This is a genomic window from Pampinifervens navoyensis, assembly GCF_046159715.1.
Classification (GTDB): Bacteria; Aquificota; Aquificia; order Aquificales; family Aquificaceae; genus Pampinifervens.
Window position 1 is genome coordinate 115,904 of sequence record NZ_JBJXCT010000002.1, and the last position, 13,211, is coordinate 129,114.

General features: G+C 45.9%; 11 protein-coding genes, 1 tRNA gene and 1 pseudogene. 6 read left to right on the plus strand and 7 right to left on the minus strand.

Annotated features, from left to right (window positions below; translation table 11 throughout):
• Positions 1-4 precede the first annotated feature (4 nt).
• The 6 genes from narG to ACKRDP_RS02250 form a co-directional block, all read right to left on the minus strand.
• On the minus strand, positions 5-3,469 hold the full coding sequence (gene narG / locus ACKRDP_RS02225; protein WP_409153122.1) for a dissimilatory nitrate reductase subunit NarH: 3,465 nt from the start codon (positions 3,467-3,469) through the stop codon (positions 5-7).
• 84 nt (positions 3,470-3,553) lie between these two features.
• On the minus strand, positions 3,554-4,210 hold the full coding sequence (locus ACKRDP_RS02230; RefSeq protein WP_409153123.1) for an ABC transporter ATP-binding protein: 657 nt from the start codon (positions 4,208-4,210) through the stop codon (positions 3,554-3,556).
• Positions 4,207-5,427: an ABC transporter permease gene (locus ACKRDP_RS02235; protein ID WP_409153124.1), complete on the minus strand. Its 1,221-nt coding sequence runs from the start codon at positions 5,425-5,427 to the stop codon at positions 4,207-4,209. Before ACKRDP_RS02235 ends, ACKRDP_RS02230 begins: the two co-directional genes overlap by 4 nt.
• Complete coding sequence (locus tag ACKRDP_RS02240) at positions 5,424-6,530, minus strand: efflux RND transporter periplasmic adaptor subunit (protein ID WP_409153125.1); 1,107 nt, start codon at positions 6,528-6,530, stop codon at positions 5,424-5,426. Before ACKRDP_RS02240 ends, ACKRDP_RS02235 begins: the two co-directional genes overlap by 4 nt.
• Before the next feature lie 13 nt (positions 6,531-6,543).
• Entirely contained in the window at positions 6,544-7,185 is a 642-nt protein-coding gene (locus ACKRDP_RS02245) for a potassium channel family protein (RefSeq protein WP_409153126.1), read from the minus strand.
• Positions 7,182-8,504 carry a TrkH family potassium uptake protein gene (locus ACKRDP_RS02250; protein ID WP_409153127.1) on the minus strand — a complete coding sequence of 441 codons (1,323 nt, stop codon included), beginning with the start codon at positions 8,502-8,504 and terminating at the stop codon, positions 7,182-7,184. The genes ACKRDP_RS02245 and ACKRDP_RS02250 overlap by 4 nt, the downstream gene beginning before the upstream one ends.
• 124 nt (positions 8,505-8,628) lie before the next feature.
• Between ACKRDP_RS02250 and ACKRDP_RS02255 the strand changes: the two genes are divergently transcribed.
• Together ACKRDP_RS02255 and ACKRDP_RS02260 are read left to right on the plus strand one after the other, a co-directional pair.
• On the plus strand, positions 8,629-8,883 hold the full coding sequence (locus ACKRDP_RS02255) for a thioredoxin family protein (RefSeq protein WP_409153128.1): 255 nt from the start codon (positions 8,629-8,631) through the stop codon (positions 8,881-8,883).
• Positions 8,884-9,306: 423 nt separating this feature from the next.
• Positions 9,307-9,639 (plus strand): annotated as a pseudogene (locus ACKRDP_RS02260) (MnmC family methyltransferase); the annotation flags it as partial.
• A gap of 160 nt (positions 9,640-9,799) precedes the next feature.
• On the opposite strand, the gene ACKRDP_RS02265 reads toward ACKRDP_RS02260, so the two are convergent.
• Positions 9,800-9,872: transfer RNA gene (locus ACKRDP_RS02265), tRNA-Phe, on the minus strand.
• 35 nt (positions 9,873-9,907) lie between these two features.
• On the opposite strand from ACKRDP_RS02265, the gene ACKRDP_RS02270 reads away from it, so the two are divergent.
• The 4 genes from ACKRDP_RS02270 (at position 9,908) to coxB (ending at position 13,197) form a co-directional block, all read left to right on the plus strand.
• Complete coding sequence (locus tag ACKRDP_RS02270; RefSeq protein ID WP_409153129.1) at positions 9,908-10,807, plus strand: multiheme c-type cytochrome; 900 nt, start codon at positions 9,908-9,910, stop codon at positions 10,805-10,807.
• Between the two features lie 100 nt (positions 10,808-10,907).
• On the plus strand, positions 10,908-11,690 hold the full coding sequence (locus ACKRDP_RS02275) for a cytochrome c oxidase subunit 3 (RefSeq protein ID WP_409153130.1): 783 nt from the start codon (positions 10,908-10,910) through the stop codon (positions 11,688-11,690).
• Positions 11,687-12,484 (plus strand): SCO family protein, encoded by a 798-nt coding sequence (locus ACKRDP_RS02280; protein ID WP_409153131.1) that lies wholly within the window; start codon positions 11,687-11,689, stop codon positions 12,482-12,484. The genes ACKRDP_RS02275 and ACKRDP_RS02280 overlap by 4 nt, the downstream gene beginning before the upstream one ends.
• Positions 12,481-13,197, plus strand: coding sequence for a cytochrome c oxidase subunit II (gene coxB / locus ACKRDP_RS02285; protein WP_409153132.1), 717 nt, complete (start codon positions 12,481-12,483; stop codon positions 13,195-13,197). Before ACKRDP_RS02280 ends, coxB begins: the two co-directional genes overlap by 4 nt.
• Positions 13,198-13,211 lie beyond the last annotated feature (14 nt).

The window sequence follows — 13,211 nt, forward strand, 5'->3', positions numbered from 1 at the left end:
CCTTTCAAACAAACTTACCTTGCAGGTATTTCTTGAGGGCTTCTGAAGCTGTTGTAGGTCTAAAGCCAAGTTTTACAGGTCTCCACATACCCTTTCCACCTATGCCACCGTCCTCCGCCTTGCTTATCCTGCAGAAGCCCTCTCTTGGAGCTCCTATAAGTCCGTGCACATCAAGCTCAAAGCCCTTTCCTATTATCTGACCCATAAGATTCTTTCTTATAAGAGTATCGGTCTGGTATGTGGGCTTAAACCATCCCCTTGTAACGGACTGATGGCTTCCACACCTGTATAGTGACTGGTAGTTTGTATCCGGGTTCTTTGCCATACCGTCCCTTCTTACCCTTGTTCCTCTTACAGTTCCATGGGAAGAGCCATACATGTTGAACCATATCTTGGCACAGCCTGGCGGTGTGTTGTTGGAAGCCCGTGCCCTTAAAAGAAGTCTACCAACCTCATAATCCTCTTTTCTCTTTTGCCAGCCTTCAAAGGGTCTATCCTGAGGGTCTGCATCCACGTAAACATAGTCGCCATCCTGTATGCCCATTTTCTGAAGGTCCTTAGGGTTTATATCTATGTATGCTTCGGAGATAAAGGGCATTCTCTTATCGTGTCTGTAAATGTCTCCGAAGGGTCCAAAAAGAAGAGTGGTTACATCCGTGTCCCCCGTTGTTGTATGTGCTGCATGCCTGTATTTGGGCGTGTGAACTATGTGGGTTGCTCCTACAGTTACTATGAGAGGATGCTTTGTTCCAGGTAGCTTTTCCGGTTCTACAAGCACATTTCTCGCCTGCCTCCACTCTGTGCTCAGTAGGGCATCCTTGCTGCTTACTCCATAATCTTCTGGTTTCTTGGGTTTCAAAAGTGGATATGGTTTTGCCACGATTACGTTGGGTTCGTGATGGGTTGAATCAATGGGTTCTCTGTATACTGGAAGGTTCTCTCCAGCATTTATAAACTCATCTTCTTCTCTGTAAAACTCAAGCCTTCCGCTCTTGGTATACCATGGCATATTTTCTTTTGTCTGGTCTTCACCCACATACTTGGGATAACTTCTCGTCATTATCAGGGATGGTATGCCTTCATGGGCTTTCTTGGCTATATCCTCAAGCCTGTATCCCCTCAAGTTTGATGAAGCGTCTATAACTCTCTGAACATAAACCACATCCTGCTTTCCTTCTAAGACAAACTTCCAGTAGTTTCTGAACCTTTCATCACCTGTAAGTTCTGTCAGCCTGTTGGCAACGAGGGCAAAGGTTTCTGCATCGTTCTTTGTGTCAAAGAACCTCCTGTGCCCTGTCTTAGGCCATACGTACACAAAGGGATTTGTAACAGAGCCTGCTATATCCCAGTATTTGTTCTCATTCCATGCATCCACACCAAGGACTATGTCCGAGTATTCACAGGTAAGAGACCACCACCATTCGTTGGTAACTATGCACTCAATCTTTGGAAGAGTGTTCATTATTATGTTGTATTTCCACTTGGCGTTTCCAAGGGCTGAGTTAGCATCAACAAACCATATGAATTTTGTGGGCGTTGGCATGTGTGTTTTACCGGTGATGAGATGTTCACCCATATACTGGGGGTGGTCATCGTGGGAGTAGTAGTGGGCGGATTCTGGCTTCCAGTAAAACTTAACCCTTGCAGGCTTTTTGGGGTCAAGTTCTACATTGAATGGGTCCTCTGCAAGATATTGTGGTGCCCCGTTAAACAGAGCGAGCCTGAAGTTTCCTGCATATGAACCTATGTTTCCAGTTTCATGACCGATGTTGTCGGTCAGGGCACATATCATATACATAGCCCTGTCCTTCAGGTCTGCATGCTGATACTGGTTTACACCCATACCCTGAGCCAGCTTCATGTTTCTTGGATGCTTTGCTATCTCCCTTGCAAGGGACTCTATCTTCTTTGCTGGAACGCCAGTTATCATTTCAGCTTGCCTGGGCGTGTAATTGCTTTCAAAGAACTCAAGGTAAACCTGAAAGAGGGGCTTTACTTCAATTTCTTTACCATCAACTGTCTTAACCTTATAGCTTCCGGTCAGGGCAGGGTCTATACCAAGTTTCCAGAAGTCCTCACCCACATCATCCCTTGTTATAACCTTTGGAGAATTTGTCTTTGTGTCCCAGACCACAAAGTCGTTCATATCATTATGCCTTATTGACTCTGGTATGTACTGCTTGTCCTGCTTGTAGAAGGGCGGGAGGGGTTCACCGGGCTTAAAGGTAACAGCCTTTTTAAGTGGTTTGGGTTGATAGTTGGGTATAATGTCCATTGCCCTCAAAACCTTTCCATTATCCATCCTGACGAGTAGGGGCATATCGGTAAAGCTTTTCACATACCTTTCCTGATAGAGTTTTTCCTTCATTATCACGTAGGCTATTGACAGGGCAAGCGCTGTGTCCGTTCCAGTCCTAACCACAATAAGCTCATCTGCAGACCTTGCCGTGGGTGAATAGTCGTTGGATATGACTATAACCTTGGAACCTTTTATCCTTGCCTCTGTTAGCCAGTGACAGTCAGGCATCTTTGTGGTAAAGGGGTTCATGCCCCATAGTATGAGGAGCTTTGAATGTTCAAACATGCATAGGTCAAACTCTACGTTCTGCTGCCCAGAAACCATGGGATGCCCGGGTGCGAGGTCTGTATGGAAGGCGTAGTTGTCCCACCCCCTTCCACCAAGAGCTTTATCTGGTCCGACACCCCTTATGTGACTGTCAAGAAGAGCCAACATGTTTGCCATCCTGTAAGGAGATGTATACCTTACAACTGCGAGGAAGGGCATTGAACCCCTGAACTTGAGAACTCTGGTGCCCGCACCCTCCATTGCGTCAATCATCGGCTTAGGATAATGTCCCTGTGCTTCAAGTTTTCTTCTTCCCTCCTCCCCAGAGTAGGTGGTTGCTATGTTTATGAGCGTCTTTGCGATTATGTCTGCCACTTCATCCCATGTGACTTTTATGAACTTATCCTTTCCTCTCTGGAAGTATTTCTCTGGGGGCTTTCCTGTCTTGGGGTCTCTTGGAAAACCAGCCTTATACCACTCGTAGAAACCCTTTCTCACCATTGCACCCTTTACCCTTCTGTCCCCGTAAAACCTTCTCATAAGGGCTATGCCCTTGTTACAGCACCTCGGATCCCACCGGTGGGAAGCTCTAAGCCCGTATATGTCCGTTGCCTCACCAAACTTATAAGTGGGCTCTATCCTTGTTATTACTCCGTTCTTCACATGGGCTGTCAGCAGACAGTTGTGTGTGTCGTTGGGGGCACAGAGAAAGACAAAAGATGATTCAGAACGGTATATGTCCCTGTAAAATCTCTCCCAGTCTCTGTTTGGATAGTAGGAGAGTGGATTTTCCACCTTTACAACCGGTTCAAAGACCCTTATGGCAGAGAAGGCAGGGCTGGAAAGAGCGCTCAGGCTCAGAGCACCAGCCTTTATAAGGTCTCTACGAGTGAGGTCTCCCATGGCTTCACCTCCTGTTGATTAAAATCATACTTATAATCATAAGCCATTCCATATCATATGTCAAGTATTAATATTCTTATATTTTTATCTTAAAATTGCACCATCTTTCATCTCCACTATCCTCTGGGAGAGCTCGGCAAGCTCCAGCTCGTGGGTTACCATGACTATGGTAGTCCCTTCCGAGTTTATCTCTCTGAATATCTCCATCACCTTCTGGGTGTTTTTGCTGTCAAGATTTCCAGTTGGCTCGTCAGCAAGTATTACAGAGGGCCTGTTTATGAGTGCCCTTGCTATGGCGACCCTTTGCATTTCCCCTCCAGATATCTGATAAATCTTTCTTCTCTCCTTTCCTTCAAGACCAAGCCTCTTCAGGAGCTCGTAAGCCCTTTCCCCTGCCTCTTTCCTATGCATACCCATCTTCACCGCCGGAAGCATCACGTTCTCAAGAAGGGTGAACTCAGGTATTAAGTAATGAAACTGAAATACAAAGCCTATCTTCCTGTTTCTTATCTCTGAGAGCCTTTTCTCATTTGAAAAGTCAATCTTTTCTTCTTCAAAAAAAACATGGCCCTCTGTTGGTCTGTCAAGCAAACCCATGATGTAGAGCATGGAGCTCTTCCCAGAACCGCTGGCTCCAATTATGGCAACAAACTCCCCTTTCAGAATGCTCAGGTCTATACCCTTTAGAATCTGCTCCTGACCTATGGATTTTTTTACACCTTTGAGCTCCAACACCTTCATTGGCTTCTGAATATATCCACCGGGTTGAGTCTGCTTGCCCTGTAGGAGGGATAAAGGCTGGCAAGAAGGGAGAAGAAGAGGGAAAAAATAAGTGCGTAGAAGTAGAAGATAGGACTTCTGTCAAGCACAAAGCCCCTTGTTCTTATAAGCCCTTCCACGTCAAGCCTTACAGATTCCAAGTATTCCTGAAGTCCAAAGCCAAGCACCGAGCCCAGAAGGGCTCCAAGCACTCCCACTACGAAACCTTCAAGCATAAAGATGAGCAGAACATCCTTTCTTGTAAAGCCCATAGCCATGAGTATGGCTATGTCTTTCTTTTTCTCAAGGACTGTCATCATTATTATGTTGAAGATTCCAAAGGCGGACACGGTGAGTATGGCAAAGACAATCATGTAGGTTATGATATTCTGGATTCTGAAGATACCAAGAAAGTTTCTGTATGCCTTCTGCCAGCTTTCTACCTCGTAAGTTATAGAGCTCTGAAGTTTCCTTGACAGCCTCTCAGCCAGGTTAACGTCCCTTATTTTCAGCACAATCTCGTTTACCTCACCTTCCTTCTCGAGTAGTCCCTGAAGGGTCTTTATGTTTATGTAAACCCTGGTATCGTCAATGTTTGTAATGCCAGATTCAAAAAAGTCCTCTACAGTCACAAGAATAGTCTGCCCGTTAGGTGCCACAAGAAGGAGTTTTTTACCCAGCTCTTCAATGCCCAGACTCTTCGCCACCAATGCACCAACTATGACACCGGTTCTGTTTGTCTCAAGCCTTCGCAGGTTTTTGTGAACCAGAAATCTTTCTATTACGGAGGCCTTTGGCTCTCTCTGTGGGTCTATACCCAGAAGAGTTACTGGCTTGTCTTTTACTCCATACTTGAGGATTCCTCTGCTTACGAGCCTGGGTGCCACACCCAGAACTTCCGAGTTGTCCTCAAGCCTCTGCACCAAATCCTGCCATCCCAGTATTCTGTCCTTTTCCCTGGGTTTTTCACCAAGAAGAAGGGCTGTAGCCTCCACCTGCTGATGCTCTTCCCTCGGCTTTATCCTTATATGTGGCTCTAGGTCTATGACCTGCTGTATAAAGTAGTTCTGAAAACCAAGCATAAGGGAGCTCATCACTATGAAGGCGGAAACTCCTATGGAAACGCCAACCACAGAAACAAGCGTCTGTCTTTTCCTTTCAAGGAGAAGTTTGAAGGCAACAAAGAGCACATGTCTCATGGCAGTATTACTCTGTCACCCGGCCTGAGTCCCTCTAATACCTCAAAATACTCTCCGTATCTCCTCCCAACCTTTACGGGAGTCTTTACCCTTCTCACCCCGTCGTAAAGAAGCACATGCCCTTCTCTGTAAGCCACCGCCGGTATGAGAAGAGCTCTCTTCCTCTCCACCTCTATCTGACCGTCCACCGTTGAGCCGTTGGGAAGGTCTTCTGGCAGTTCTGCACTTACCTTTACCGTTATGAGCTTTCTGCTTCTGTCCACTTCCCTTACTACCTGAAAGACCCTTCCCTCAAAACTTCTTTCAGGGTATGCATCCACCCTTAGAAGAACCCTCTGTCCCTCCTTCAGCATACTGGCATACTCCTCATCCACTTCAAGCCATACCTCCCATCCTCCTGAACCCACTGAAAAGAGTCTGTTTTCCTGACTTATGTGGTTTATGTAATCACCGGGGTTTACAAACTTTTTCAGCACATACCCCTCTATGGGGCTTTTTATGGTGTATTTTTCCTTTTCTCTTATGAGCCTTTCCCTCTCCGCCAGAAGCACCCTTTCCTCAGACCTGAGAGAGTTTATGGCATCCTCGTAGCTACTTTTTGCCCTTTCATGCTCTTTTGAGGCCAGTTCATACTGAGTTCTGCTCTGCTCATAGGTTTCTCTCGGTATAAGACCCTGTGAAAAGAGCCTTTCCCTTCTCTCAAAAAGCCTCCTGCTGTTTTCCATACTTACGCGTGAAGATTCAACGGCATTTTCAAGGCTTCTCAGATAGGGTGAGCCTTCCTTCAGCCTCTCACGCACAAGATTGAGCCTCTCTGATGCCTCCCTTATGCCCGCCTCCAGGGGTCCTGCATCCATCAGGGCAAGCACCTGCCCCTTTCTTACAAAGTCCCCCTCCTTCACATAAACTTCCTTCACATGTCCGGAAACTTCAGCCCTTACCACCACATACTGGCTCGCCTTTGCAAAACCGGAGCCGTAAACCAGTATCTTTACCTCTTCCTCCTTTGCCACTGCGTAGTTTTCCCTGTTTCCTCTTACTGCGAGCAAAAGCACAAGGAGCGCAATAAAGATTAAGGGAAGAGCCAGGAGGAGCCTGCGCATCTCTGTTATATTATCACAGAACCCCTATCCTTTCCCTGTTACCTAATACCACCAGAATGTCATCTGGAAGTATTACCTCCTCAGCTGATGGGTTAACTATGAACCTTTCGCCCCTCTTTATGGCAAGCACTGTCACATCGTATTTTCTTCTGAGGTCAAGCTCCCTGAGGGTTCTGTTGTGAAGTCTCTGCGGTGGCTTCATTTCAAATATGCTGTAGTTTTCCGCTATGGGTATCTCCTCTATAAAGCCACCCATGAGAAGAGAATGGGCAAGCCTTATGGCCATATCCCTTTCAGGATGTATTACCCTGCTCACCCCAAGCCTTTCAAGAATTCTTCCATGAAGTGGGTTGACCGCCTTGGCTATTATCTCTTTCACTCCAAGCTCCATGAGCTGAACCACCACGAGTATGCTTGCCTCAATGTTTTCCCCTATGCTCACTATCACCACATCCGCATTGGCTATGCCAGACTCCTTTAGGGCCTTTTCATTGGTGGCATCAAGTATGAAGGCTTGAGATACAAGCTCCGCTATGGCCTTTACCTTCTCCTCATCCACATCACAGGCTATAACCTCCGCACCGCCTTCGGCCAAGGTCTTTGCCACGTTAAAACCGAACCTTCCAAGTCCAATAACTCCAAAAACCTTCTTCATATCAAAAGCCTCGCCTCAGGAAGTTTTACATGAGTTGGTTTTTCTTTACCCACAAGGGCAAGCATAAAGCCAAGCAGGCCCACCCTTCCTATGAGCATGCTTAGAATTATAAGGCCTTTACCCAAGGGAGAAAAGTCTGCAGAGAGGCTAAGGCCCTTAGGATTGCCCAAAGAAAGCCCCACAGTAGCAAAGGCCGATACCGTCTCAAAGAGAGCGGGCAATAGTTTTATGTTTTCAATCTCTGCCAGAAGCATGGCCACAATAGTGTTGTAGGCAAAGGCCAAGCTAAGTATAACCATAGCCCTATGCACTTGAACTTCTATGAGCCTCCTTCCAAAGACTACCACATCTTGCCTACCCTTTATATAAGAAAGCACAGCCAAAAAGACCACCACAGCCGTTATGGTTTTTATGCCCCCACCAGTGCCACCGGGAGAAGCTCCCACAAACATAAGGTTTATTATCAAAAACTGGGATGCCTCAGAAAGCTTTGCAATATCTATGGTGTTAAAGCCGGCCGTTCTGGCAGAAACGCTATGAAAGAAGCTTGCAAGCACCTTTTCTCCCAAAGACATATCTTTGAAGCGCCACAGGTCAAAAAGAAGGAAAATAAAGCCTATAAGAATAAGAAAGGAAGAAGACAAAAAGACAAGCTTTGTATGTGTAGAAATCCTCCTTATCTCACCCCTTTTGTAGAGTATTAGCTCGTATATAACATAAAAGCCCAACCCACCAAGGATTATCAAAAGGCTTATAACCAAGTTTACCCATACATTTCCCCTAAAACCCATAAGGTTATCAGAAAAGGTGGAAAAGCCGGCGTTGTTGAAGGCGGAAACAGAATGAAATAGGCTGGCAAAAAAGGCATTTGCTGGGTCCCTTAGTTTAAACAGAAAAGGCGGAAAGAGGGCAAGCATGCCAAGGAACTCAATAAAGAAAACAATGGGTATAATCCTTTTTATAAACCTTACAAGCCCATGCATACCGGGATAGTTAAAAGACTCTGCCAGCATAAGCCTATCTCTCAAACCTAGCCTCTTCCTAAGGGATATAAAAAAGTAAGTGGTAAGGGTCATATATCCAAGGCCACCTATTTGAATAAGGGCCAATACCACAACCTTTCCAAAGAAGTTTAGGTCTTTTTCCGTGTCAAGCACCACAAGGCCTGTTACCGTTGTGGCAGAGGTGGCGGTAAAAAGGGCGTCCAAGTAGCTTATAGGTCTTGTGGTGGAAAGATATATAAGGACGGAGCCTATGAGTATTACTACTAAGTAGGAAGTCAGCAATATTCTATGTGGCGTCCACTCAAAATTTTTCATGCCTTAGTTAAATTTTAATTATATTTGTTTTCACAAGGTCAGTTTATAAACAGCCCCCGCAGGGCAATTCCCTTGACAAAATTCTAAGGTTGCTATATTACATAAACAGAGAGATGATAAAGCTATGAAATGGGAGCTTTTTAGGGCGGATTGCAAACTCTGCGACAAGATGGAAAACATGATAAGAGAGAGCTTCCCCTTGGTGAATTTAGAGGTTCATAGGGCAAGTGAATGTATAGATGGGAGTTGCTGTAAATTGGCTGAAAACTATGGAATTAGATGCGTGCCAACCCTTGTTATAAATGGAAAGATCGTAGCAGAAGGCATTGTTGATAAAAATGTAATAGATGAACTAAGAAGGAAATATTACAAGGTCTAAAATAATTGAATTATGAAGGTTGAAAGGGTTATAAAAGTCTATTTAACAAGAGAAGGCATAGATATACCCGAAGAGAGATTAAGCAGTATAGTTTTAGAACTAAAATCTTGGTTAAAGCCTTCCCTTGAAGGGTCTGGCATTATAAAAACACAGGAAGGTGATTTTACTCTTATGCATTCCCATTACGGAGAACCGTACCATAGCCTATCTGCCGGTGCCATAAGGGAATGTCTTGAAAAGTTTTTTAACCCTTCTGGACTTTTGGAGAAGGTACAAAGCCTCAAAAGGATAAACATCTTAGATATTGGCTTTGGACTTGGCTATAATGTGGCTGTAGCCATCAAAAAGTTAAAAGAGATAAACCCACTTATAGAGATTGAAATAATATCCCTTGAGAAGGAAGTGCCTGCTCAAGTTCCACCAATGCCAAAAGAGTTTAGAAGCATCCACAAAAATATTTTGGAAAAGCTTCCCAGCTTTGAGGAAGATGGTGTAAGTTTTAAGCTTTACCTTGGGGATGCAAGGGAAAGTATAAAGAAGATAAAAGACTTTGAAGCCCATGCGGTTTTTCATGATGGCTTTTCACCTTACAGAAATCCAGAGCTGTGGAGCCTTCAGTTTCTCGCTCAGGTAAGGAGACTTATGGTTGCTGATGGTGTGTGGGTTTCTTACACCTCTTCCCTGCCTGTGAGAAAGGCCCTGAAGGAGCTGGGCTTTAGCCTCTTTTCTACGGAGGGCGTGGGCAGGAAGAGGGGAGGAACGGGAGCGTGTTTTGGCTGTGAAGAAAGGCTCAAAAAGGATGAGAAAAGAAAGCTCTGTCTTTCCCCTTATGCCATACCCTTCCTTGACCCCGAAATGAAAAGTGAGCCTCTGGATATACTCCTTGACTACAGGATAAGGGTGGAACTTCTGAAAATGGCCCAGGGCGGACTTGAACCGCCGACACCCCGGTTTTCAGCCGGGTGCTCTACCAACTGAGCTACCGGGCCTGTGAAGTTAATATTATATATCCAAGGAGGGAAAAATGACAGCCCTTTTTGTGCTCTTTTTTCTTCTCACCTCCTGCGGTGATGTTTTTGTGGAGAAGGACCTCCTTCAGAGACCTCAGTCAAAGAGATGTTCTGACTGTCATGCGGAGATATTCAGAGAGTGGGAAAAGAGCAGGCATGCCATGGCATGGAAGAGCGAAAAGTTCAGGCTTGAAAGCGAGGATTACACAAAGACCAAGTGTCTTTCCTGCCACGCACCCCATCAGGTTGACCCGGAGATAAAACCCGTCCTGAGGGTTGAGTTCAAAGAGGATGGGGTTTCCTGCGTTGCCTGCCATTTCAAAGAGCAGACAAAGGCTATGCACGGACCCCACAAAGTATGGTCTCCACCTCATCCATCACGGCAGGACCTTAACTACACAAAGTCCTTCTTCTGTGCAGGATGCCATCAGGAAACATACAGGGAATGGCATTTAACAAAGGTTCAGAAGTCCTGTCAAGACTGCCACATGCCCTCCATGGGAGAAAAAAGGCTCGTTCAGAAGTTTCCCTTTGAATACTTCCACAGCAAAAAGCCAAGACATGACCACAGCTTTCCTGCTGGTAAGGCAAAGCCAGAGGATGTGCTCCTTGAGCTGGAAAGGGGAGAAACTCTGAGGCTTAAGGTAACCAACCTGGGTGTTCCCCACAACCTGCCCACCGCAGACCAGGGGGACCCAAAGCTCTACATAATAGTGAACGCAACCCTTCCCACAGGAGAGTCTGCAAGGGTGGTAAGAGTCCTTTCCTATCAGGCAAAAAACGCCCTTGTGTATGGTGTCCCCACCTACATTGACCTTCCATGGCAGGAGGTGGAGAGCCTGAGTGTCAGCGTGCAGAGGAAGCTGAGCTGGAAGGAAGAGAGGGAGAAGATAAAGGAGGTCAAAGTCAGGTAGTATAAGTTTTTCTTATAATGCTATAAGCAAATGTGGATTGATTGTATGCGACAGGACTTATTAATATTTTTACTCCTACAAGGCTAAGAGGAGGTAAAATATGGCACAGCACGAGGTGCACCACCACCTTGGAGAGCACGAGTACAGCTACTGGCCCCTGCCCGTAGGTCTTGCAGTTCTCTTAATCCCGCTCACCTTCATAGCCCTTATGGTGTGGCAGAAGCCCATGCTTGCTCTCATCTTTGGGGGCGTGAGTCTCGTCCTCTTTGTTCTGGGTATAGTGGGTTGGATAAACGAGTTCTTCTCAAAGGGGCATGAAGAGGGGCTTGGTATGCCCGCTATGATGTTCTTTATAGTGTCTGAGGTGGTAATATTCGGAACCATGTTTGCCGGCTTTTACATGGCAAGGGCAACGCATGCAGATGTGTGGGCTCAGTGGGTCCCAAAGGGCATGAACCTGACCATACCTGTCATACTTACCTTTATCCTGTGGGCATCAAGTGCCACCATAGCCATAGCGGAGAAGCTCTTTGAAAGAGGCAGGAATGGGCTTTCTGCCTTCTTTGTTCTTCTTACTATAGCCCTTGGCTCTGCCTTCATGGTTATTCACGTTATGGAGTGGCTTCATCTCTGGCACGAAGGCTTTACCCTCAGCTCCAACATGTATGGCACTGGCTTTTACATGCTCACAGGTATACACACCTCTCACATAGTGGTTGGTCTTCTTACCATGCTGGTTGCCATGTTCCTTCTTTTGACGGGAAAGGCAGGTGAGCACAAGGGACACACCTACATCAAGGCAATAACCATGTACTGGCACTTTGTGGACATTATGTGGCTTCTCGTGGCAAGCAGTGCCTACCTGATAGGTAGCCTGGCATGAAACCTCTGCTTCTGTTAGCCATGCTCTTATCCCTCACCTTTGCCAGAGAGCCATACGAATATGGCAGATACACAAGCTACTATGGAGAGCAGGATGTGAGCGTTGTAAAGATACAGGAGGACCTCTTCATAGGCAAACAGGTCCCAGACGTGAGCGTAAAGACCATAAAGGGAGAGGTAAGTTTGAGAGAGTTCATATCCGGAAAGCCTACAGCCCTTCTCTTTGCCTACTACACCTGTGATACAGTCTGCCCGATTACTGCAGAAAACCTCTACAAAGTCTCAAAAAATCTTCCCAGAGACTACAGATACCTGGTCCTATCCTTTGACGAGAGGGATAACATTGAAACTATGAAACAGTTTATGCTCAGAAACTTTGGCACCACAGACCTGCCAGATAACTGGCTCGTGGGGCTTCTTTCAAAAGAGGACATAAGGAAGCTGACCCAGTCTTTGGGCTACAAGTTCTACTTCATAGACAGGGACAGGATATTTATACATCCCAACGTAACCATATTCCTGTCTCCAGAGGGAAGGATAATGAGGTATCTATACGGTGCATTCCTGAGAGACAGGGACATAAGCCTTGCCTTTGTTGATGCTCAGAGGGAGAAACCCTCGGTAAACAACATCGTTGACCTTGCCATACTCGCCTGTTACAGGTATGACCACGCAAGGAGCAGGTATGTGATAGACCCTACTCTTATATTTGCAGGTCTTGGCCTGCTGGGACTCTTTGGAACCTTTTCCCTTGCATACCTTTACAGCAGAAATAGAAAGGAGGTGCACCCATGAAGGAGATTCTTGCCTATCCTGCCAATTACTGGCAGACCATGTACGAGATATGGCTCTTTATAGCGGTGGTGATTTATCTCGTCGTATTCATCCCCGGAGCCTATTTCCTCATCAAGTATCGTTATAGGAAGGGTGTAAATGAAAAAGCTCAGCATGTGCATGAGAGCAAGGCCCTTGAAATACTCTGGACCATAATCCCCACCATAGTGGTCATATACCTGGCAACGCATAGCTTTGCCTTCTACAGGGTTCAGAGAAATGCTCCAGAAGGTGCCATGGAAATTAAGGTTACTGCCTTCATGTGGGGCTGGGAGTTTGATTATCCTAATGGTAAGAAGGTCTTTTCCTTTTTCAACAGCGTGGTAAACCCTGAAACAAACACCTACCTTAAGCCAGAAGAGGTTAACGATATGTTCAAGGCATACATACCCGCAGAAACCCCTGTAAAAGTGCTTCTCACTTCAAGGGACGTGATTCACTCCTTCTATGTTCATCCTGCCAAGGTGACGGAGGATGCTGTACCTGGAAGGATAACCCACATGTGGTTTCAGATAAACAAACCTGGGGAATACTGGGTCTTTTGCAGGGAATACTGCGGAACCCAGCATTCAAAGATGGCAGCTGTGCTCAAGGTTGTTCCTAAGGAAGAGTTTAATAGATGGCTGAACGAAGGTATGCAAACAAGCAATGCTTCAGATAAACAAAACCTTTAAAGGAGGTGCATCAC